At 57.1% G+C, this 20,658-nt stretch carries 21 protein-coding genes; 7 read left to right on the top strand and 14 right to left on the bottom strand.

What is annotated here, in order from left to right; translation table 11 throughout:
- Positions 1–15: 15 nt before the first annotated feature.
- The 6 genes from BM079_RS01965 to BM079_RS01940 form a co-directional block, all read right to left on the bottom strand.
- Positions 16–831 carry an amidohydrolase family protein gene (locus BM079_RS01965; protein WP_090130277.1) on the bottom strand — a complete coding sequence of 272 codons (816 nt, stop codon included), beginning with the start codon at positions 829–831 and terminating at the stop codon, positions 16–18.
- Entirely contained in the window at positions 828–2,333 is a 1,506-nt protein-coding gene (locus BM079_RS01960; RefSeq protein ID WP_090130276.1) for a tripartite tricarboxylate transporter permease, read from the bottom strand. The genes BM079_RS01965 and BM079_RS01960 overlap by 4 nt, the downstream gene beginning before the upstream one ends.
- A gap of 45 nt (positions 2,334–2,378) precedes the next feature.
- Positions 2,379–2,855, bottom strand: coding sequence for a tripartite tricarboxylate transporter TctB family protein (locus tag BM079_RS01955; protein WP_090130274.1), 477 nt, complete (start codon positions 2,853–2,855; stop codon positions 2,379–2,381).
- The gene (locus tag BM079_RS01950) at positions 2,852–3,805 is read right to left on the bottom strand and encodes a tripartite tricarboxylate transporter substrate binding protein (protein WP_090130272.1); all 954 of its coding nucleotides are present in this window, start codon (positions 3,803–3,805) and stop codon (positions 2,852–2,854) included. Before BM079_RS01950 ends, BM079_RS01955 begins: the two co-directional genes overlap by 4 nt.
- 324 nt (positions 3,806–4,129) lie before the next feature.
- Entirely contained in the window at positions 4,130–4,804 is a 675-nt protein-coding gene (locus BM079_RS01945) for an RraA family protein (RefSeq protein WP_175489560.1), read from the bottom strand.
- Between the two features lie 57 nt (positions 4,805–4,861).
- Entirely contained in the window at positions 4,862–5,854 is a 993-nt protein-coding gene (locus BM079_RS01940) for a hydroxyacid dehydrogenase (protein ID WP_245742786.1), read from the bottom strand.
- A 147-nt stretch (positions 5,855–6,001) separates the two neighbouring features.
- On the opposite strand from BM079_RS01940, the gene BM079_RS01935 reads away from it, so the two are divergent.
- Positions 6,002–6,883 carry a LysR family transcriptional regulator gene (locus BM079_RS01935; protein ID WP_090130266.1) on the top strand — a complete coding sequence of 294 codons (882 nt, stop codon included), beginning with the start codon at positions 6,002–6,004 and terminating at the stop codon, positions 6,881–6,883.
- Between the two features lie 26 nt (positions 6,884–6,909).
- On the opposite strand, the gene BM079_RS01930 is transcribed toward BM079_RS01935, so the two are convergent.
- The 8 genes from BM079_RS01930 to BM079_RS01895 all read right to left on the bottom strand — a co-directional run bounded on the left by BM079_RS01930 (position 6,910) and on the right by BM079_RS01895 (position 14,917).
- Positions 6,910–7,884 (bottom strand): tripartite tricarboxylate transporter substrate binding protein, encoded by a 975-nt coding sequence (locus BM079_RS01930; RefSeq protein WP_090130263.1) that lies wholly within the window; start codon positions 7,882–7,884, stop codon positions 6,910–6,912.
- Between the two features lie 94 nt (positions 7,885–7,978).
- Positions 7,979–9,007 carry an amidohydrolase family protein gene (locus tag BM079_RS01925; RefSeq protein ID WP_090130261.1) on the bottom strand — a complete coding sequence of 343 codons (1,029 nt, stop codon included), beginning with the start codon at positions 9,005–9,007 and terminating at the stop codon, positions 7,979–7,981.
- On the bottom strand, positions 9,007–10,515 hold the full coding sequence (locus BM079_RS01920; RefSeq protein ID WP_090130259.1) for a tripartite tricarboxylate transporter permease: 1,509 nt from the start codon (positions 10,513–10,515) through the stop codon (positions 9,007–9,009). The genes BM079_RS01925 and BM079_RS01920 overlap by 1 nt, the downstream gene beginning before the upstream one ends.
- Positions 10,516–10,527: 12 nt before the next feature.
- A complete protein-coding gene (locus BM079_RS01915; protein WP_175489559.1) occupies positions 10,528–11,007 on the bottom strand; it encodes a tripartite tricarboxylate transporter TctB family protein in 480 nt (159 codons plus the stop codon).
- 159 nt (positions 11,008–11,166) lie between these two features.
- Entirely contained in the window at positions 11,167–12,123 is a 957-nt protein-coding gene (locus tag BM079_RS01910) for a Bug family tripartite tricarboxylate transporter substrate binding protein (protein WP_090130254.1), read from the bottom strand.
- Positions 12,124–12,425: 302 nt separating this feature from the next.
- The gene (locus tag BM079_RS01905) at positions 12,426–13,223 is read right to left on the bottom strand and encodes a carboxymuconolactone decarboxylase family protein (protein WP_090130251.1); all 798 of its coding nucleotides are present in this window, start codon (positions 13,221–13,223) and stop codon (positions 12,426–12,428) included.
- 86 nt (positions 13,224–13,309) lie between these two features.
- Positions 13,310–13,774 (bottom strand): (R)-mandelonitrile lyase, encoded by a 465-nt coding sequence (locus BM079_RS01900; RefSeq protein ID WP_090130249.1) that lies wholly within the window; start codon positions 13,772–13,774, stop codon positions 13,310–13,312.
- A 267-nt stretch (positions 13,775–14,041) separates the two neighbouring features.
- Complete coding sequence (locus BM079_RS01895) at positions 14,042–14,917, bottom strand: LysR family transcriptional regulator (RefSeq protein ID WP_090130247.1); 876 nt, start codon at positions 14,915–14,917, stop codon at positions 14,042–14,044.
- Between the two features lie 131 nt (positions 14,918–15,048).
- On the opposite strand from BM079_RS01895, the gene BM079_RS01890 reads away from it, so the two are divergent.
- The 6 genes from BM079_RS01890 to BM079_RS01865 all read left to right on the top strand — a co-directional run bounded on the left by BM079_RS01890 (position 15,049) and on the right by BM079_RS01865 (position 20,404).
- Complete coding sequence (locus BM079_RS01890) at positions 15,049–15,450, top strand: (R)-mandelonitrile lyase (RefSeq protein WP_090130245.1); 402 nt, start codon at positions 15,049–15,051, stop codon at positions 15,448–15,450.
- A 109-nt stretch (positions 15,451–15,559) separates the two neighbouring features.
- Positions 15,560–16,291 (top strand): dihydrofolate reductase family protein, encoded by a 732-nt coding sequence (locus BM079_RS01885; RefSeq protein WP_090130243.1) that lies wholly within the window; start codon positions 15,560–15,562, stop codon positions 16,289–16,291.
- Positions 16,292–16,439: 148 nt separating this feature from the next.
- Positions 16,440–17,639 (top strand): MFS transporter, encoded by a 1,200-nt coding sequence (locus BM079_RS01880; RefSeq protein WP_090130242.1) that lies wholly within the window; start codon positions 16,440–16,442, stop codon positions 17,637–17,639.
- 57 nt (positions 17,640–17,696) lie between these two features.
- Entirely contained in the window at positions 17,697–18,341 is a 645-nt protein-coding gene (locus BM079_RS01875; RefSeq protein WP_090130240.1) for an NADPH-dependent F420 reductase, read from the top strand.
- Between the two features lie 204 nt (positions 18,342–18,545).
- A complete protein-coding gene (locus BM079_RS01870) occupies positions 18,546–19,400 on the top strand; it encodes an SMP-30/gluconolactonase/LRE family protein (RefSeq protein ID WP_090130788.1) in 855 nt (284 codons plus the stop codon).
- A gap of 629 nt (positions 19,401–20,029) precedes the next feature.
- Positions 20,030–20,404, top strand: a complete 375-nt coding sequence (locus tag BM079_RS01865; protein WP_090130239.1) for a hypothetical protein — start codon at positions 20,030–20,032, stop codon at positions 20,402–20,404.
- Positions 20,405–20,658: the final 254 nt, after the last annotated feature.

Raw genomic sequence — 20,658 nt, 5'->3', positions numbered from 1 at the left:
GACAAGGTGTAGCGGTCAGAACCGATAAAGCCTCGTCGGATTGTCATGAAGGCAGGCCTGGCGCTGCGCTTTGGAGAGGGTGCGTTCAAGAAACCCGAGCATGTCGGTGGATTCGGGGAGAGGGGCAGCGGTCATGACATGCGGCCAGTCGCTGCCCCAGAGGCAGCGCTCGGTGTAGCGCTCGGCGAGCTGGCGGGTCAGCTCGCCGAGATCGTCATAACGGCCAACATGGCGGCTGACGCGTGTGGGCGCGAGCTTGATCCAGATTCGCCCGGTATCGAGCAGATGGTAAAGGCCGGCCAGCTGTTCCGGGTGGCCCGGCGTTACATGCCCGAAGTGATCCAGCACTATGGATTGCCCCTCGGGGAGAGCCGGCAACAGCGCCTCCAGCGCGTTGTAGCGTTCAGGTTCGGTGTTGAGTTCTACATGCCAGTCCACGTTGGCTGCCCGGGCTGCCAGTTGTGGCAATCCTTTCAGATCATGCTGGCCCAGCCGCGTGCGATCCTGAACGCGAATGCCCTGCACACCGGCCATGGCCATCGATTCAAGGTCCGGGGTGTGCGCATCAATCATCACAACGCCTCTCAGCTCAAGAGGGGACTGCGCTGTTTGTGCCTGACGAAGGGTGTCGATCAGATAATGGTTGTCGGTGCCGTCGATGGACGCCTGTATCAGTACGGCACGACGAATGCTGGCAACCGCTGCTTCGCTGATAAAGTCATCGATATTCTTGTGCGGTGGCTGGTATCTGGCGTCAGCGTAGGCCTTGTCGTGATCGAAAACATGGATATGGCAGTCACAGCTCGGCAGGATGTCTGATATCTGATTCATGCCTGGTCTCTCCGGTGCGTTTGTCGATAACGCTTGAACATCACGCCCAGCGCGCAGAGTAACGTGACGGCAAAAAGTCCCATTGCGATCGGTGACCGGAAAAAGATATCGGCGCTGCCGGCACTGGTCAGAAGCGCCTGACGCAGGCTCTGTTCCAGCGGTGGCCCAAGAATCAGTCCGATCAGCAGAGGCGGTAGTGGGAAGCCTGCCCGGCGTAACACGAAGCCGATCACGCCCGCGCCGAGCATGACCGCCACATCGAAAAGGCTGTTATTGACCGAGAAGGCACCGAAAATCGCCAGAATGGCGATGACCGGGAACAAATGCCTGGGGCGGATTCTGATGATGTGCACTGCCCCTCGAAACATGGCCAGGCCAAACAGTACGCAGGGAATCGAGAGCAGAATCAGGGCCTCGAAAATGGCATAGACCTCGACGCCATGCTGCTGGAACAGGAAAGGCCCGGGCGTCAGCCCCTGCAGCATGAACGCCCCCAGAATGACAGCCGTGACGGCATCACCGGGAATGCCGAGCGATAGCATCGGGACCAGTGCGCCACCGGTCACTGCATTGTTGGCCGCCTCGGGGGCGGCAACGCCCTCTGGCTCTCCCTGCCCGAAGCGCGCCTGATGGGATGAGCGGGAGCGGGCAAGGTTGTAGCTGACAAAGGCCGGAACCGTCGAACCGATTCCGGGCAGAATGCCGATAAAGGTGCCAATCGTTGATGACACTATCAGCGTCACGCGCATCTTCCACAGCGTGAGCCAGCCAACCGGCCGGTTGGAAGTGCCATCACCCGAGAGCGGGCCAACATCTGCTGCCGGGGGCGTCGTGCGTCTGCCGGCAAAGACCTGCAGAAATACTTCGGACATCGCGAAAAGACCGATCAGAACCGGAATCAGCGCGAGGCCGTCTTCGGCTGCAAAACTGCCAAAGGTAAAGCGGGGCAGTCCCTCGATCGGGTCCAGCCCGACGATGCCGGCAGCGACGCCGACCAGCGTCATCAATGCAGCATCAAGAATCGAGCCGCCGCTGAACAGCACGATGATGATCAGTGCGAAGGCCATCAGGGCGGTCATCTGTGCCGGTCCAAAATCGAGTGCCAGCGAGGCCAGTGGCTGGGCCAGTACGATCAGCACCAGACAGCTGAAAATATTGCCGAACACACTGGCGTAGAGCGCAACACGCAGTGCCTCGCCGGCGCGTCCCTGGCGCGCCATGGCGTGACCATCCAGGGCGGTGGCAGCCGAGGAGGGTGTTCCGGGAACATTGAGCAGAATGGCGGAAATCGAGCCACCAAAGATCGCCCCCTGATAGACGCCCAATAGCAGAATAAGAGAAGGAATGGGCGGCATGGTAAAGGTGACCGGGATCAACAGGGCAATGGCCAGTGTCGGGCCCAGACCGGGAATCGCGCCGATCACGATACCGACGGCGACACCACTCAGGGCGGCGATCAGTACCCAGATATCAAGCAGGGCATGGAAGGCATCCAGAAGCATGGACAATATCTCTCGGATAATCTCTGAAAAGGGGAGATGGCCGCCTCAGGGAAGTGGCAGGTTGAGCATGTGTCGACCTGCCCAAGCAATGGCCATGGTGACGGCGATGGGCAACACCGGGTTGAACAACCAGTGTCGCTCCCCCAGAAGCCATGCCAGAAAGATGCCTGTCGCGGCCACGGTCACCACGAATCCCAGCACGTTCATGGTCGCCACGGCCACGCCCATCAGCGTCATGACAAGGATCACGCGTAACCAGCCTGATCGATCACCGATGGCCGTCTCCGGTGTCCTTCGATAGCGCCACAGGCGAAGTAATGCGCCCAGTGTCAGCAGCCATAGCACCAGTCGTGGAAAGAATCTGGCATCCGGTCCGGGATCGCCAAAATCGAATACCGTGACCTGATCGTGCAGAGTCACAAGCCCGGTGACGGCAACGATCAATAACCCGATACAGATCCAGCTCTGGAGCCCGTATCGCGAAGTTCCCTGTCGGGAAGAAGCATCCCTGTTGGTGGTCATCGCTTCAGCGTCTCGGCCAGTTGATGATAGGCAGCCAGATTCTTCCTGATGACGGCTTCGACCTCGTCACCGGGGAGCAATCTCACTGGCTGATTGAGCTTTTTCATTACCGCGGCAAATTCCGGTGAAGAAGCCGCCTCGCGAAAAGCCGAGCGTAGCGTTTCGGCACGCTCGGCACTGACGCCGTGGGGCACCATCAGAGCCACGATGGAGGGAAATTGAATGTCATGTCCTGACTGCTCAAGCGTGGGTACCCTTGGGAAGTCCGGGTCAGGTTGATCGTCCAGAACCGCCAGCAGGCCCAGCTGGCCGTTGTTGACCAGGTCGCGATAGGCCGGAACCAGTGCGATGTCGACATGATGACCCAGCAGGGCAGCTGTAGCACCTGAGGCCCCGTCAAACGGCACATGCTGCAGCTTCGCACCGGTTTGGCGCCCCAGCTGGGTAAAGGCCAGGCGTGCGCCACTCAGGGCACCGGCTGTGGCGTAGGTAAGGCGCGAGCCGCTGCGAGCGGCGTCAAGCAGCTCTTCCAGACTGTGATAGGGGCTATCGGCACCCACCAGTACTCCATGCCAGGGCCCGGAGTAGTTCAGAATCGGTGTGAAGTCCCTGATGGGATCGTAGCCTGTATCGCGCAGTGCGGGCGCCACAAAGGAGGGAGAAGACGTGGTGGCGATCAGGGTATAGCCATCCGGGGCGGCACGGGACACCGTGCGCATGGCATTGACGCCGCCGCCACCGGGACGGTTCTCGATGACCACGGGCTGGCCCAGCAGGGGCTCTGCGAGTCTGGCGAGCTGTCGAGCCGAAATATCGGTGGTGCCGCCGGCCCCGTAGGGAACGACCAGCGTGATGGGGCGAGTCGGGTAATCACTTGACCAGACAGAAAAGGACAGCACCATGAGCAGGGCGCTGAAAAGATAAAGCCAACGACTTCGAAGCGCAGGCATCGAGGCTCTCCCGATAAAACAAAACAAAAGGGGCGTGACAGTAATGTCGTTATTTGCTTGAAAGCATGAAAAATAAAGCAGTGCCGGGAAGGCTTTTTATCGATAGTTATGAGACTGATTCATTGTCCGAGGCAGATGATTTTACGTGCTGATGGTCTTTTTCATCATTCCACCTTGGTCTATTTTTTATTTTAAATTCAGTGGCTTGAAGTAATTTTTTTGATGCGCGCGCGAAAACGATGCCCGTCATGACCATGTCGGGCATCATTTTGACCATCAGAAAAAACCTGTTGATCGAGCGTTTTTAACAAGAGATCGATACGTTTATTCGAACTCGCAGCCCGTTGATGTCAACGCGGCATCTACCCAGCTTCGATCATTTTCGCCGGCATGAATGGCGGCCATTTGCTTCTCTTCAGCGGCCTGTTTCGCCTGAGCGGCTTTCAGTACCGTCTCGGCGTCGTTATAAGGCACACAAAGCATGCCATCACTGTCGCCGATAATCAGATCGCCCGGCTCGATGACCATGCCCCCCAGGCTGATGGGCGTGTTGATTTCGCCCGGCCCATTCTTGTACGGACCACGGTGGGTGACGCCGGCAGCAAAGGTCGGCAGATTGGTCTCGCGGAAACCATCGAGATCGCGGAGGGCACCGTTGAGCACGAAGCCGGCAACGCCTTTTTTCACGGCATAGGCCAGCATCAGCTCACCCATCAGGGCATTGGTCGTGTCACCGCCAGCGTCGCAGACAATCACATCGCCGGGTTCGGCCATATCGATGGCCTTGTGCAGCATCAGGTTGTCCCCTGGACGCGTCCGTACGGTCAAGGCTACCCCTGCCAGTGCGCCCTCCCGGTGCATGGGACGAAGGTTGCTGCCTCCGGCAAACACACGGGACATGCTATCGCTGACGACGGCGACGGGAAGCGCCGCAAAGGCCTCGACCACGGAGGCATCAACCTGACGCTGACGCTTGAGAACTCGGTTGCCGATAGACATGGCAATACTCCATTTGGACGGCCAGTGCGACTGGCCGATGTGTAGGAAAAACAGGAATTACAAGCAGGTGGTTTCCGCAGTGCTGTTGACCAGACGAGCCGGCGGCAGGGCCTTTCCGGCAATGAAGTCAACGATCCCGCTGACGGCCAGAACGCCGACGCGTGTACCGGCCTCTTCGGTAACGCCTGCGATATGGGGGGTCAGAATGACGCGCTCGGAAGCGGCCAGTGGATTGATGCCTTCTGGAGGTTCGCGCTCAAAGGTGTCCAGCCCGGCGCCGGCGATGTGGCCGCTTTCCAGTGCCGCCATCAACGCTTTCTCATCAATCAATCCGCCGCGTGAGGTATTCACGACGTAACTGTTTTCGGGCATCAGAGCCAGCGTTTTGGCATTGAGCAGATGAGCATTGGCGTCGGTCAGAGGGCAGTGCAGGCTGACAATGTCGGAGCGGGCCAGCAGCGTCTCGATATCCTCGATATGTTGAGCGCCGAGAGCCGTAATGGATTCTGTCGAGGCGTAAGGATCATAGACAGCGACCTCCAGTCCCATGCCCTGTACGATTCTGGCAACGGCGGCAGCGATGGCTCCCCCCCCGACCAGTCCCAGACGCATGCCGGAGAGTTCTCGGCCGAGAAACTCCGCTTTTTCCCAGCGGCCCTGACGCATGCCGCCATCCAGCGGTAGCAGGCGCTTGACTGTCGCGAACATCAGGGCCACGGCATGCTCTGCCACCGAGACGGCATTGCCACCGGCGGCGCGAATGACCTGAACGCCATGCCGAGTGGCTGCCTCGACGTCAATATTGTCAACACCGGCGCCATGTTTGGAGACGACCTTCAGTGAGCGTCCGACGGCCATCGCTTCAGCACCGAACTGACCCATGCGGGCCACAACACCCACCGGGTCCAGACGTTGAATGTGCTCCACGAGAACATCCGGCGTTGGATATGAAGGGGTATGGGATACGGTATAGCCGGCGGCCTCGGCGTGTTGACGGGCTTCTTCTGCCAGATAAGGGCCGGTGACAAGTATGACGGGTTGTTTGGCCAACTCGGGGCTCTCCCTTTGACTGCCGCAGACCACAAGACGCGGCAAGCTGAACATTGAAATATTTGACTAGAATACAGGTAGTTTTACTGTATTAAAGCGACTAATATTTCCTTTTTTGTGAAACAAAACTTCATTTGTGGGTGATTTATGGATACGCGTCAGCTACGTACCCTGATGGCAATTTCAGAGCACGGCACCTTTGCCCGCGCGGCGCGTGAAGTCAGCCTGACCCCCTCTGCCGTCAGCCAGCAGATGCTGGCGCTGGAGCAGGAGCTTGATACGCCGCTATTCAACCGGGAGACGCGGCCGCCAAGCCTGAACCTTCAGGGGCTGCAACTGCTGGAAACGGCCAAAAAGATTCTCGGCCTGGTCGAGGAAACCCGGGCCTCGCTGAAAGGCAGCAGTGTGTCCAGTTCGCTCAGCATCGGTTCGGTTCGCACCAGCACCATTGGCCTTTTGCCACGCGCCATCGTGGCCCTGAGGCATGAGTTTCCCGAGCTTCATGTCGATCTGCGTGTGGGGATGTCGTCGGCGCTGCTCAGCGACGTCAACGCCGGGCGTCTGGATCTGGCGGTGGTGGCCGAGCATGCCGGCGTCTCGCGCAATCTTTCCTGGTCTCCCTTCCTGCGTGAGCCGCTGGTGTTTATTGCGCCACCCGGTACGCCGGCCAGACCGGTTAGAGAATTGCTGGAAAGTCTGCCCTTTGTGCATTTCGCCAGCGATGTGCCTCTGGCGGCATTGATCAACAACGAACTGACCCATCAGGAGGTCAAGGTCAGACATATCGCCGAGATCGACACCATCCCGGCGATCGTCGAGTGTGTGGCCGCGGGTCTGGGGGCAGCGGTGGTGCCTGATATTGCGGTGCGCGAGAATGGTCGTGACATGCTCAAGCTGCCGTTTGGCCGTCCTCAGGTCTATCGTCAGATTGGTACGGTGCGGCGTGCCAATTCGGCCAAGTCCGAACTGCTGGTGGCCATGCACAACAAGCTGGCAGAGCTTTCCGGCGAATTCGGCGTGTTCATGTGAGCGGGACCCGGTAACACACCCTGCGTTCATTTCCATGGGTGGTTTTCCCACAGTTGGGCGGCAATGTCTGACTGGGATTCGGCCAGCTCGCGGTAGTCATCTCCCACCACGATATCCAGCGTATTGCCCTGGGCTGCCAGCTCGTCGTGCAGTGCCTTGTTGTCGGCCAGTGCCCTGAAGGCCGCTTCGAGACGAGACCGGATATCTTCCGGCAATCCATGAGGCGCGACAAAGCCGCGGTAGGAGCCCATCTCGACGTCGTATCCCTGCTCTTTGGCCGTCGGTACCTCCGGCGCGAAGGAAGAGCGTTCGTCGTCGAGCACGGCGAGTACACGCAGTTCGTCTTCAAAGCCGATGGTCTGGCTCAAGGCCATGGTGCCCGCTGCGACATGCCCGCCGAGCAGGGCGGTACGTGCCATCGAGGCGCCATTGAAGGGAATCAGGTTGAACTCGGTATCGGCAGCGGCGGCCAGCAGCAGAGCGCTGAAATGATCATTACCACCCAGGGCCGACAGTGCCATGCCAAGGCTTCCGGGCTTTTCCTTCGCCGCCTGGATCAGCGCTTTCAGGCTGTGATAGGGCGAGTTCTGGCTGACGACCAGCGTGTTAGGGTCGTGCACCACATTGGCGAGATAATCGAAGCTATCGACATCGTAGGCCGCCTGGCGGTCGTAGGTCAGCGCCATGGCGGCCGGCAGATTGAACGTGCCGAGCGTATGACCGTCGGCTCTGGCGGCAGCAACGCTGGTAAAACCGATCTGGCCACCGGCGCCGGGCTGGTTCTTGACCACGACACTGGCATCGTCCCCCAGCGCCTGTTCCAGATACTTGCCGACCACGCGGGCAAGCACGTCGGTCCCCCCGCCAGCGGAATAGCCGACAATCACCTCAATGGGCTTGTCGGGGTAGTCGGCGAATGCCGGATTGCTCAGGGTTGCCATGGCCTGTGCCGACAGGGTGATGGCTGAAATGACCAGCGTCCGGCGAATCATCTTGAACATGACGTGATTCCTCGTTGTTGTTTGCAGCATCGTTGTCGTCTGCAGCATCGGTGTGGTCATCGTCACTGATGACCGAACCGCTGCCTCGCGGCGGTCATGACACACCATGGGGTGTGGTGCGTTCGTCGAACGCTACGCGATAAGTGCTGGCGGCCGTTTTCCAGAACAGCTGATCGCGCTCTTTCTGGCTCAGTGCTCGGGTCAATCGCTTGAAGGCATTCCACAGCGCGACATAGGAGAACATGCCCTTGTCGACCGGGAAGTTGCTCTCAAGCATGCAGCGATCGGCACCAAAGGCTTCGAGACAGACCTCAAACCAGGGCGACCAGTCCGTTGCGAGCTGCCGGGAAAGTGGCGGCACTGCCTGTTGGTGATAGTCGTTACCGAAGACGGCGAGGCCGAATCCGCCAATCTTGAGACGCGTATTGGGCAGCGCTGCCAGCGTTTCGATGCCTGCGCGCCAGGCCGCGAAATCGGCGGGGGTTCTGTGACGAAACGGCCCAACGCCAAGCGGGCCGCCGCAGTGATCAATGACGATCGTCAATTCGGGGAGCTGGCGGGCCAGTGCCTCGATCTCATGAAGCTGTGTCTGGTAGGCCCATACATCCAGCACCAGCCCTGCCCGGGCCACTTCCGCGGCCCCCTGGCGAAAGGCCTCCGAGCGCAGCAGGCCATCCCGTGCTGGTTGTGGGTTGGAACGTACTGCGGGATCAGGATGGTAAGCGGTGGTATTACGAATGCCACACACCCGGTCGGGTGCCAGCTCAAGCAGGGCATCAAGCGTGTTGCGAACTTCATGCCCCATCATCAGATCGGCGAAGGCGACGATGCCGACAGGGTGATTCGGCGCGCTGGCACTCCACTCAAGAATCGTGTCGACTTCGCCAAGCGGCTGAAGCGATTCGGGGCCCGAGGTTCGATAGCCGGTTCGGCACTGTACGTACAGGCTGGCACGTACGTCATGACCACACCCCGCATCCTCGAGAAATGCCTCGGTGCGATAGCGACTCCCGGTGCGGTCCCATAAATGATGATGGGCATCGAGAATCGGCTGCGCAGGGTCCAGCACTGGCTCATCGGCCAGTGCCAGCCAGGCTTCGCGGATCGGGGCGTGGGGCGTCATCAGCCGGCCACCCGGTTCGCCTTGCGTGATCTGCGCAGGCGCGAAAAGAGGGGCATCAGAACCACCAGCAGAATCATGCCAATCAGAATTTTGGCGGTCGGACTGCTCGCCAGAATCCCCCAGTCACCGCCGCCGATGCGCAGGGCCAGACGCAGATTCTGCTCGGCAAATCCACCCAGAATCAGCCCCAGTACCACTGGCGGTAGCGGGAATTTCAGCTTGTCCATGAAATAGCCGATCAGTCCAAAGCCGAGCATCAGGTAGACGTCGAACATGCGTCCGTTGATCGAGTACACGCCGATAAATACCAGAGAGATGATAATCGCCCCCAGCAGCGGCCGCGGCAGACGCAGCACCTGAGCGAAGCTGTTGGTGGCCAGAGCACCGCCGAGAAAGATCAGCAGCACGGCGGCAAACAGGAATTGCCACATGAAGCCGAAGACGATCTCCGGGTTGTCACGAAAGAGCATGGGCCCGGGCTGGAGGCCATGAATCAGCAGTCCGCCGAGCATGACCGCCGCCACTGCTGTCCCGGGGATACCCAGGGTCAGCGCTGGAATCAGGGCTGCTGCCGTATCGGCATTATTGGAGGTCTCGGAGGCGGCAACCCCTTCAGGTTCGCCCTTGCCCCATTCCTCGGGGTTTTTGGAGGCGCGGCGCGCTTCGTTGTAACTGAGAAAGGCTGCCATCGAGCCGCCGGCGCCCGGCAGAATGCCAACGAACACACCAATGATCGAAGAGCGCACCCACGTCTTCCAGTATTTCAGCATGCCGGGAATCGCTTTCCAGATGCTGGTGGTGTTAAGACGGCCCGTGTTTTCTGTATCGAAATCACGCACTTCCTCGAGCAGGCCGATGGCCGGCGGCAGGGCATAGAGTCCCACCAGCAGCACCACGATATTGATACCGTCGAGCAGTTCCAGATGGCCGAAGGTGTAGCGTTCAGCACCTGTGATGGTGTCGGCGCCCACCAGCGATACGAAGACACCGAAGGCAGCACTGATCAGCCCCTTGAGGACATCACCGCCGAGCAGAAAAACGATCGCCGACATACCAAAGACGGCCACCCAGAAAATTTCGGTCGGCCCGAAAAGCAGGGTGACCTTTGCCAGCGGCGGTGCCAGCAGCATCAACACCAGTGCCGAGACGATACCGCCCAGCGCGGAAGAGACCACGGCGACCTGCAGGGCGTAGCCGCCCCGGCCCTGTTGAGCCATTGGATAACCATCGAAACTGGTCGCCACCGCGGCTGGTGTCCCGGGGATACGCAGCAGCACCGCAGGAATGGAACCGCCGTACATGGCGCCGTTGTAGATGCCCGCCATCATGCCCAGTGCCACCAGCGGGTCCATGCCAAAGGTAAAGGGTATCAATACCGAGATGGCCATGGTGGCGCTGAGGCCGGGCAGGGCGCCAACGCAGATGCCGGCAACAACGCCGATGACGACGGCCAGCAGGTTGCCCAAAGACAGCACGGACGGTAGTGCGTCAATTAGATTGCCGTACATGGTAAGTCCTCGTTAGCGCAGGAAGAATTCGGTGGGCAACTCCTGCCCCATCAGCAGCACGAAGACGATCGCGATGCCACCGGTAAAGATCAGATCGGCAAGCAGCACGCCCTTGAGGCTGCGATAGCCGAAACACCAGGCAACGACCGGAATCATTACGGCCGTGGTGGTGTAGAAACCCAGCAGCGCCACGGCGGCAACATAAATCGCAATCGCTGCGATAATGCCGACAAAACGCTTGGCGTTATCAAAGACCTTGATCGATGCGGTGGTCCGGCGCCGGTGGCGTAGTGCGCAGCGTCCGATCATCAATATTCCCAGTATGATCAGCGCCGACAGCATGGTGACCGGCAGCAATGCCGTCATGCCCGGCATGTCCGTGGTTCGGGTCAACAGCACGCCGGCACCGAGTACGATGACCACGCCGGCGATCAGGTCCGGATCGATACCACCCGAGCGTTCGGCGGCAGTATTGGTAGGTTCACTATTCATGGAAGGTGTCTCATGGAGTCGCTTCAAAACCAGGCATGACGTGCCGGCTGTGAACATTCAGGAAGGGTGCTCGAACAACCGCGTGTCCCGGGTGGAATATCGCGGCTGTCCTGCGGTGGGCGTCATGCGTCAGCATTAATCGCTACGGCTGGCGCAGGTCTACTTCCAGGGATGCGTTTCCCAGATGCGTTTGGCCAGTTCCAGCTGCTCGGCATTGAGTGATTTGAAATCGTCACCCAGCGCCAGCTCGGTCGGGTTGCCCGAGCGGCGCATGGCCTGCTGGAAATCGGGGTCATCGTAGGTTTTCTGGAAGGCATCCAGCAGTTTTGCCTTGACGTTGTCCGGCAGATTGGCAGGCGCCACAAACCCTCGAAGTGCACCGTTGACCAGGTCGACTCCCTGCTCCTTGAAGGTGGGAATGTCGTCGGCCAGGCTGGAGCGCTCCTCGGAGGCAATGCCCAGCACGTTCAGCTCATCCCGAAAAGCGACTACCTCGGAAACATTGATGATGCCCATCGTGACATGGCCGCCCATCAGGGCGCTTCGAGCAGGGGCCGAGCCGGAGAAGGGCACAACGGTATAGTCGGCATCGGTGACGTCAGAGAGCTTTTGCAAAAAGAAGTGGTCATCTCCCCCGAGACTCGACATGGCGACTGTGACGGCACCGGGGCGTTTCTGGGCGGCTTCGACCAGCTTGTCCATGGTGTCAATGTCGCTGTTTTTGGGGGTCACGATGACATTGGGATCATTAACGACATTGGCCAGATAGGTGAAACTGTCCGCGTCATAATCGGCGTCGCGATCAAGGGTGCGCGCCATGGTGCCGGGTAGATTATACGTGCCGATCGTGTAGCCATCGGGTCTGGCTTCAGCGACCGCTGTGACACCGATCTGACCGCTGGCGCCCGGCATGTTCTTGACCACAACCGAGGTGTCGTTACCCAGGTATTTTTCCAGATAAGGGCCAATGGTACGGGCCATGACATCGGTGCCTCCGCCTGCAGCGAAACCGACGATCATGTCGATGCGTTTTTCAGGATAGTCCGCCAGAGCAGCAGTAGACATGCTGCTTGAAAGGATCAGTGCTGTGGCGATGGCAATCGATTTGAAACCCATGATTGTGCCCCTTGAGACATGAATTCGTCCGCGCAGTTAAAGGCACAAAAAAATTGGATTAAAGCGAATAATTCTTTTTGTCTCGATCAGTTTTATTTCACTAGCAGTTTTAGTATCGATAATTAAGACCTTGGTCTTAAGGTTTTTAATTTCACTTAATTGATGAGTACGTGAGTGTCAATGAGACCAATGATTGGCGGAATGGCTGATCGTTAAAACATGGCAAGACATCACAATAAAAAGGCCACGAAGCGTCGATAAAACGCTTCGTGGCCTGATCAGCACGACAATTAATTAAAGGGTTATTGTTCGAGCACGCCGCGGGATTCAAACACGGATTTGAAGACCGGCATGGCAGAAAAGACTCTGGGCCAACCTGCGTAGAACGCCAGCTGTGTCAGCGTCTCGGAAGCCGCTTCTTTCGATAGTCCGTTGTCCATGGCCCGGTTGAGGTGGAAGGTCACCTGTTCGGGCTGACCGGCGGCCACCAGGGCGCTGACCGTGATCAGGCTGCGATCCCGCGCAGCGAGCCCCGGACGCAGCCATAGATCCAGAAAAAGTGCATCAGTGGTGTAGTTGACCACGCCCGGCGACACATTGCCAAAGCGCTCGTCGACCAGCTTCTGACGGTTTGCTTCTGCTTCTTCATCCAACGGTAGCCGCTGCTCCGGTATGGCGGGCGATGACGAGTTATCGATCCCGCGAGCCTCGAAGACATCACTCAGGATCGCAACGGCTGCGGTGGCATTGCCCCAGCCTGTATAGAACGCAAGATGAGTGATCATCTCGGACAGTTCATTGGGCGTCACACCGTTATCCAGAGCCAGGTTGAAATGGTAGGGCAGTTCGGCAACCTGCTGCTGAGTGATCAGCGCTGACAGGGTGACCATACTGCGATCCCTGGCGCTCAGACCGGCACGATGCCACAGATCACCGATGACCATGTCATTGGTGTAGTGAGCAAAGGCCGGTGACACGCGATTCATTTCTGACTCGCTGGGCGCAGGAGAGAAATCTCTGGGAGATCGGGATTCAGGCATCTGACTACAGGCCGTCAGAATACCCAGTAGTGGAACAAACCACAGATACACGGGACGCATGTCTTCATTCCTCTTGGCAGTCAGCAGACTCGAAAAGGCGACACCTGCTGATTCAGCACGAGGTGTCGCAAGTCACAACGTTTCGATCAGTCGTCGTACTGTTCGTCGCTGACAGGCTCCATCCATTCAACAGCACTGCCGTCAGCCTTGTCCTGAATGGCAATATGCGTCATGGAGTGGGTGTCGGAGGCGCCATGCCAGTGCTTGACGCCCGGTGGCGTCCAGATAACGTCGCCGGCCTTGATGACGTGCTTCTCACCGCCTTCTTCCTGTATCCAGCCGACACCATCCGTGACGACCAGCGTCTGACCGGCAGGGTGGGTGTGCCAGTTGGAGCGGGCACCCGGCGCGAAGGTCACTTCACCACCTGTGGTATGGCGGACATCGTTGCTGTCAAACAGCGGATTGATCAGGGCGTTGCCGACAAATAGATCGCTGCTGCCAACCACAGTATCGCGATCCTGAGTCGAGGTGATTTGTGTGCTTTCAGCATGCGCCATGCCTGCCACCATTGTCAGGCCTGCTGCTGCGATAAGATTCCTTGCTTTCATTGTGTCAGCCTCTTGTTTATCCGTAATTTGCTGGCTTTATGGGTCATGAGGTATGCAAAAAGCGAGTCTGGGAGACAGACTCGTTTATCAACCCTTGCACAGCTTTTCCCTCAACACCATTTCAACGAGCTGAAAACACACATGAGGCAAGCTCATGAAATTTAAGTATTAAGTTATATTTCAACATGGGCTGGCAGAACAGGTATGTGCTGCGATGTTGAAGCCTTGCAGGAACGTCATGCCCTGAGCAGGTGGCGAGTCGACTGGTCAGGCATGACTCAGGGCATCAACGAGAATCGAGAAGGCAGGGGAGGACTGCCGACGATGCGGATAGTAGAGGAAATAACCTGTAAAGGGCGGTGACCACTCTTCAAGAACAGCCTCGAGTTCTCCGGAAGCAATCGCGGGAGCCGCCAGACCATCCGGCACATAACCGATGCCATAGCCATCAATGGCGGCCTTGAGAACGGGCTCGATCGTATTGAAGGTTAATTGCCCCTGTACCTTGACCCGGACCTCTCTGCCATCCTTTTCGAATTCCCACGCATAAAGCCCGCCATGCGTCGGCAATCGGAGGTTGATGCACCGGTGCTGCGTCAGCTCCTGAGGGGTGGCGGGTTTCCCATTGGCAGCAAAATAGCCGGGTGAGCCGACGGCACGCATTGCGAAATCGGGGCCGATGCGAACCGCGATCATGCCTTCACTGACTTGCTCGCCAAGTCTGACACCGGCATCAAACTGCGACTCAACGATATCCGTCAATTGATAATCCGTGACCAGCTCGACGTGGATATCCGGGTATTTTTGAAGTACCGGGCGGAGCTTCGGCCAGAGCAGCATATCAGCGGCATAGTCGGTAGTCGTAATACGGAAATTGCCCATCGGTTTTTCCCGCGTATCGATGACCGACCAGAGCTCGTTCTCGATTTCGTCCAGCATGGGGACGACGCGATCCAGAAGACGCTGCCCTTCAACGGTCGGAGCCACCTTGCGGGTTGTGCGCGCCAATACCTTGATACCCAGGCGTTCTTCGAGGTCTCGTACGGTATGGCTAAGGGCTGACTGTGAGACACCCAGCTGCGCTGCGGCTCTGGTAAAGGTTCCTGCCCTGGCGATGGTGGCGAAGGCGACCAGTCCGGTCATGTTCTCTCTTAGCATTCATGAGTTCCCTTCATAGGTGCTGCCTGAACAGTTTTCTTATCAATTCCGATCTTGCTGCTAACCTAAGGATGCTATCACTTTGGATGGCAACTGCATTTTTTCTGGAGGACGTTATGCAAATCAATCGCATCGGCACTCAGTCATCCGTACCGGGACCGGAAGACTACTTTACGGGAACCGTTCGCATCGATCCTCTTTTCACCGCTGAAGAGCCGGGGCGTACCAGCGGTGCTGCCGTGACCTTTGAACCCGGTGCCCGTACGGCCTGGCACACACATCCTGCCGGACAAACCCTGATCGTAACAGCCGGATTTGGTCGCGTTCAGCGCGAAGGCGGACCCATCGAAGAGATTCGGCCCGGCGATGTTGTCTGGTTTCCGGCCGGAGAAAAACACTGGCATGGCGCATCACCTGACGTGGCGATGACCCACATTGCCATTCAGGAATCCATCGATGGCAGCCCGGTCACCTGGCTGGAAAAGGTCAGGGACGATCAATACGAAGGCAAGGCATAACGTCTCGCTGACAGGCTGTCAGTCGGGAGCAGTGTGACTTTCGGTCTTCACTGCTCCTGATTTTTTGTGTGCCGGCTCTGGTCCGGGCGAGATCCAGGAGAAAAAGGATATGCGACCCACGGTCATTTCACACATGATCATGTCGCTGGATGGCAGGTTGTTGCCACAGCGATGGGATACCGGCACCGGTGAGCGGCAGGTCGGCTTCATCGAGCGCCTTTATGAGACGGCCGCCAGTCGCCTTGAGGGCGATGCCTGGATGGTGGGGCGAAAAACGATGAAGGGCTTTTTTCCAGAGCGAGAGCCCTCCATTGAAACGCCCGCTTCATCGGCATCGGAGCGCGTCGTTTTTCATGGGGATCGCCGTGACCGCGGGTTGGCGATCATCATGGATCCGAGCGGACGCCATGAATACGATTCGCCCTATCTTGATGAAGACCATCTGCTGATCGTGTTGTCCACCAGCGTTGATGATGCCTATCTGGATCGCCTGCGTCGTGTCGGTGTGTCATACACGTTTGCAGGGCCGGATGGCAGGGACATTGACGCAGCGCTTGACAGTCTTGGCGATGACTTCGGCGTGTCAAGGCTTCTGCTGGAAGGTGGCGGTATCCTCAATGGTGCCTTTCTGGCAGCAAAGGCGATTGATGAAGTCAGTACGCTTGTATTCCCGGTCATTGATGGTCTGGCAGACATCCCTTCGATCTATAATCACCGTGGAGAGGTTGCCCGGTTTCCACATGCGCTTGCAGCACTGACGCTGGCTTCTCATGAAGTTCTGGATCAGGGCGTAGTGTGGCTTCGCTACTGTGTGAACAAACATGCAGAAGCAAAGGCCTGATTACCTGTCCCCGCCATGAAGATGCGTGCGGTAACTGTCTGAACCAATAATATGGGCCATTCTGATCCGTGTGCCGCCCGACCGTCATATGAGTGTTCATATGGCGGGCTTTTTTGACCTCCAATAAAACATTCGCCCGAGGATAATCATGTCATCTGCCCATACACAGCCTGACAGGTTGGGATTCTGGGCGGCATCACTGTCGCTTATTGCGGTCTTTGCCGCCTCGGCGACCCCCATACCGCTTTACGCCATTTATCGTGCTGCTGAAAATCTCACCTATTTTGAGCTGTCATTGACGGCAGTGTTTTATTTCATCAGTGCGATTACGGCGCTATTGATCCTGGGCCGTCTGTCCAATCATGTCGGACGACGTCCGGTTGTATTGTTGTCTGTCGTGCTCGGCATGCTCGCCTGCGTGGTATTCATGAACGTTTCGGGCGTGGTGTCGCTGATCATCGGGCGCATTTTACAGGGACTTTCCTGTGGGTTGGCCTCCAGTGCAGCGGCAGCCTATGTGACGGACAATGCCCCCTTGAAACCGGCCTGGCTTGCGCCGGCAGTGACAAGTACCGGCACGATGGTCGGTCTGACCATCGGGGCCATTACCTCCGGCGCGTTGACTGAATATGCGCCGTTGCGAACGGTGATTCCCTATCTGCCCATTTTTATTGGTCTGGCGGGATGTGCTGTATTGCTCCTGTTGAGTCGTGAGACTTCTCCACGACATGCCGGGGCACTGGCCTCCCTCAAACCGCGCTTTTCCATGCCGACCATGAGCTGGAAGCTGTTTCCCGTTGCAAGCTGTATTTTTGTGGCGACCTGGGCGCTGGGGGGCTTTTTCCAGGCCTTTGGTCCCTCTCTGGCAGCAGACAAGCTTGGCTCTACCAATGCCCTGATTGCCGCCATTGTCTTTTCTTCCTATATGGCACCCAGTGTTCTCGGTGGACCATTAACGACCAGGCTTTCGCCTGCTGGGGCGCAGCGTCTTGGCAGCATATTCTTTGCATTGTGCGTCGGGGGGCTATTGGCGTCGCTGATGGCTGAAGCTGTAGTGCCTTTCCTTCTGGCCAGTGCCTGCGCCGGTATCGCTCAGGGGGCTGTCCTGTCAGGCAGCATTCGAGGGCTTCTGGCCAATGCCGGGCCAAACGAGCGGGCTGGTGTCTTCGCGGTCATTTTCACTACCTGCTACTCCGGTGCCGCGATACCTTCGCTGATCGCCGGTCAGTTTGCTCGATTTGCCAGTCTGCCTCAGGTGCTGAGCGGTTACTGGATATTGGCCATTATTGCCTGCGTCGTTACTCTGATTGCAGCACGCAATCCCGTCACCTCCGCCGACACACGGTAAATCGCTCGCGGCAGCGACCATGATGGCAGCAGTTGTCACCTTTACAGGGAGAAGAGCATGAAAATCGGGATACTGGGATCGGGGCTTATGGGCGGCAAGCTTGGTGTACTGTTCGCGCAGGCCGGCCATGAAGTGATTTTCAGCTATTCGCGGCGCCAGTCGAAACTGGATGACCTCGCTCGGCGTGCCGGCCAAACGGCTGCAAGCGGGACACCTGCGGAAGCCGCGAGGGCGGATGTGATTCTGCTGGCGGTGCACTGGTCACGCCTTGACGATGTGCTGTCGCAGGCGGGCAGTCTGGTCGGCAAGACAGTTGTGACCTGCTGTGTACCGCTTGATGAGACGGATTCAAAACTCGTTGTTGGGCATACTGACTCCGGTGCCGAGCAGATTGCCAGAAAACTGCCCGGCGCGAAGGTCGCAGCGGCCTTTCAGAGCACGCCGAGCGAGGTATTTGCCGAAGTGTTCGACGCGCGTCAACACCCCGGAAAGGCAAGCTGCGTTTATTGTTCGGATGATGCTGATGCCGGACGCGCCGCGGCAGAACTTTTAACCACTATCGGATTTTCTCCCGTTAATGCGGGACCGCTGGCAATCGCACGATACATTGAACCATTCGCGCTGCTAACGGCCCAGCTTGCCTACGGCACCGAGGATGGGCCTGATTGGGCTTATCGGTTTGGAAAGTTCAACACACTATGAAAACAACAACTCTGCCTGGCGTCTTTACAGGTCTTGCCTGTACCTGATGATCCTAGTTGATTGATGAGTCAACTTGACACCGAATACGCTTCGGGTGAGGTCCGGGCCAACAGCATCCTCTGCAATGAACGCATCAAAGTCATTACTGCTGTGCGCTTTCATGAGTGGGCACTGATTCATTAAATAATATGTAAAAGGTTGGGAATGAATTTGAACGTTCACTCGACTTCTTTATTTGCAGATGATCTTGTCTTTCCTGAGGCGCCGCGCTGGCAGGGCAACAGGCTTTGGATTTCCGATGTTTTTGATAGAAAGCTTTATACCTTTGATCGCAAGGGTGATCGTGCTCTGGTTCACGACATGCCGGGGCGGCCATCTGGTATTGGTTTTTTCCCGGATGGCACGCTTCTGGTTGCTTCTTCGGAAAATCGGAAATTGATGAAAAACGTTAATGGACAGCTGGTCGTTCATGCTGATCTGCAAGATTTTGCCACTGGAGATGTCAACGATTTTGTTATAGACGATTCAGGCCGAACTTATGTCGGTAACTTTGGATCCGACCTCATGAAAGGCGCTCCTGCCGTTCCAGCGCAAATGCATGTTGTCGCGCCTGACGGTGCCATCCGAGTAGCTGCGGATGATCTGCATTTTCCCAATGGGGCCGTCTTGACGCAAGATGGCAGCACACTGATTGTCGCAGAAACCCTGGCCTGCCGTTTGACGGCTTTTACCCGCAATGCCGGGGGTGAGCTTGCTGATCGCCGTGTTTATGCCGACCTAGGGCATCGAAAACCCGATGGCATTTGTATCGATGCTGAAGATGGAATCTGGGTGGCCTGTTTCAATACCGGAGAGTTTATCCGTATAACGAGATCAGGAAATTTTTCAGACAAACTGATATTCGGAGGGTGTTCAATTTCCTGTACGTTGGGAGGGGAAGGTGGCAACACGCTCTTTTGCACTACCTTCTACGGTAAATTCAGAGAGGTGCTGACACATAAGCGTCTGGGCAGAATCTACCAAATCGACGTCGACGTCCCGGTGATGCAACATGTTTAGATATCACTTCGCCGCTTATTGGCTTGGTAGGCTGTTTCCAGCATCTAGACGACCTGAATGTATGCCTTCAATATTTTTGATGTGCGCAAGACATTGTTTTTAACAAAAGGAATTGTTCTCGCCTTCGCACCGTGTCAGTTCAATGGTTTGCGTTTTTTAACGATGTACCGAGCGCATTGAATCATGATCATGACCCCATCGCCTCTTCACTGCGATTGATCACACCCCGTTCATCCCCTCAAGCTATTCTCTCATTGCTTCATTAATATTACTGACTATCCATGAAGCAGCAGGCTCAGGATTGTATGTATCTGGGTTTGTATTTTTAAATTCTAGTGTTCTCGTTGAATGCACTTCGGATCGGCGGTGTTTGATCTCCTGCGAATATTCGTGGTGAGCTGGCGTAGTGAAACGGCTTTCTATGACCCCCTATTGAAGCTTGCGTAATTTCTGAGACAGTCGCCTCATTGTTGTTTTTTTAGCAACAGACTTTTGTCATTGCGTGCATTTATGGTGGCAGACTTAAGTCGCATAATGATTCCCACATCGAGAGAAAGACGAAATATTCCGCTGTGATACAGCGAGTGGCTCCGTTTTTCTTTTATTCGGAAGATATAAAGGAGTTTATTATGCGCACTGCACTGGTTTCCATCGTGTCCGCTTTTGTCATTGCCACTACTGCTGGCACAGCCATGGCTTCAACTCAGAGTATCTCCATCGGAAACGGCCAAAGCGCGGCCATGGCGCAAACCTATGCCAATAACAGCCAGCCCCTCGATACCTCTTTCATGCCACATCGCACCGAGAAGGGGCTTCCTGCTGTGTCCAATGGTCATAGCGTGGCGATGGCTGAAACATACGAGAACATCCATCAGCCTCTGAATCATCAGGCGCATTCAGGCGTTGCCAGGGAAAATGCCGCTTACGCATCCTATTTCGGGTATCACAGTCATAGCCCAGCCATGACGAATGCGCTGACCAGTACAGTACTGCTCAGCCAGTGAATCAGATCAGATTCGAGCAGGCCAACGATCGGATTGTCATGGACCAGGCCATTACAGCCTATCTCTGAAGAAGCACTGTTGATCCTGTTTGCCCGGCCATGACGCCGGGTTTTTTATTGTCTGGTACACCTTGCAGATACTGATAAGGCGAGCTTTGAACTCAAAAGATGGTCGGGTCAATTTCCAGACAGTTTCATTGATGAGGGGAGGTCAATCTCTCGACGATGTCAGCCGATACCTTATTGATACGGTTG

The sequence above is a fragment of the Kushneria avicenniae genome (assembly GCF_900112585.1).
GTDB lineage: Bacteria > Pseudomonadota > Gammaproteobacteria > Pseudomonadales > Halomonadaceae > Kushneria > Kushneria avicenniae.
Note: the sequence above shows the minus strand (reverse complement) of the source record. Positions and strands in the feature narration are given on the sequence as shown.

Excerpts from the sequence above, each read along its gene's own strand:
- BM079_RS01965 (WP_090130277.1), bottom strand. The coding sequence starts at position 831 with ATGAATCAGATATCAGACATCCTGCCGAGCTGTGACTGCCATATCCAT.
- BM079_RS01960 (WP_090130276.1), bottom strand. The coding sequence starts at position 2,333 with ATGCTTCTGGATGCCTTCCATGCCCTGCTTGATATCTGGGTACTGATC.
- BM079_RS01955 (WP_090130274.1), bottom strand. The coding sequence starts at position 2,855 with ATGACCACCAACAGGGATGCTTCTTCCCGACAGGGAACTTCGCGATAC.
- BM079_RS01950 (WP_090130272.1), bottom strand. The coding sequence starts at position 3,805 with ATGCCTGCGCTTCGAAGTCGTTGGCTTTATCTTTTCAGCGCCCTGCTC.
- BM079_RS01945 (WP_175489560.1), bottom strand. The coding sequence starts at position 4,804 with ATGTCTATCGGCAACCGAGTTCTCAAGCGTCAGCGTCAGGTTGATGCC.
- BM079_RS01935 (WP_090130266.1), top strand. The coding sequence starts at position 6,002 with ATGGATACGCGTCAGCTACGTACCCTGATGGCAATTTCAGAGCACGGC.
- BM079_RS01930 (WP_090130263.1), bottom strand. The coding sequence starts at position 7,884 with ATGTTCAAGATGATTCGCCGGACGCTGGTCATTTCAGCCATCACCCTG.
- BM079_RS01925 (WP_090130261.1), bottom strand. The coding sequence starts at position 9,007 with ATGACGCCCCACGCCCCGATCCGCGAAGCCTGGCTGGCACTGGCCGAT.
- BM079_RS01920 (WP_090130259.1), bottom strand. The coding sequence starts at position 10,515 with ATGTACGGCAATCTAATTGACGCACTACCGTCCGTGCTGTCTTTGGGC.
- BM079_RS01915 (WP_175489559.1), bottom strand. The coding sequence starts at position 11,007 with ATGAATAGTGAACCTACCAATACTGCCGCCGAACGCTCGGGTGGTATC.
- BM079_RS01910 (WP_090130254.1), bottom strand. The coding sequence starts at position 12,123 with ATGGGTTTCAAATCGATTGCCATCGCCACAGCACTGATCCTTTCAAGC.
- BM079_RS01905 (WP_090130251.1), bottom strand. The coding sequence starts at position 13,223 with ATGCGTCCCGTGTATCTGTGGTTTGTTCCACTACTGGGTATTCTGACG.
- BM079_RS01900 (WP_090130249.1), bottom strand. The coding sequence starts at position 13,774 with ATGAAAGCAAGGAATCTTATCGCAGCAGCAGGCCTGACAATGGTGGCA.
- BM079_RS01895 (WP_090130247.1), bottom strand. The coding sequence starts at position 14,917 with ATGACCGGACTGGTCGCCTTCGCCACCATCGCCAGGGCAGGAACCTTT.
- BM079_RS01890 (WP_090130245.1), top strand. The coding sequence starts at position 15,049 with ATGCAAATCAATCGCATCGGCACTCAGTCATCCGTACCGGGACCGGAA.
- BM079_RS01885 (WP_090130243.1), top strand. The coding sequence starts at position 15,560 with ATGCGACCCACGGTCATTTCACACATGATCATGTCGCTGGATGGCAGG.
- BM079_RS01880 (WP_090130242.1), top strand. The coding sequence starts at position 16,440 with ATGTCATCTGCCCATACACAGCCTGACAGGTTGGGATTCTGGGCGGCA.
- BM079_RS01875 (WP_090130240.1), top strand. The coding sequence starts at position 17,697 with ATGAAAATCGGGATACTGGGATCGGGGCTTATGGGCGGCAAGCTTGGT.
- BM079_RS01870 (WP_090130788.1), top strand. The coding sequence starts at position 18,546 with ATGAATTTGAACGTTCACTCGACTTCTTTATTTGCAGATGATCTTGTC.
- BM079_RS01865 (WP_090130239.1), top strand. The coding sequence starts at position 20,030 with ATGCGCACTGCACTGGTTTCCATCGTGTCCGCTTTTGTCATTGCCACT.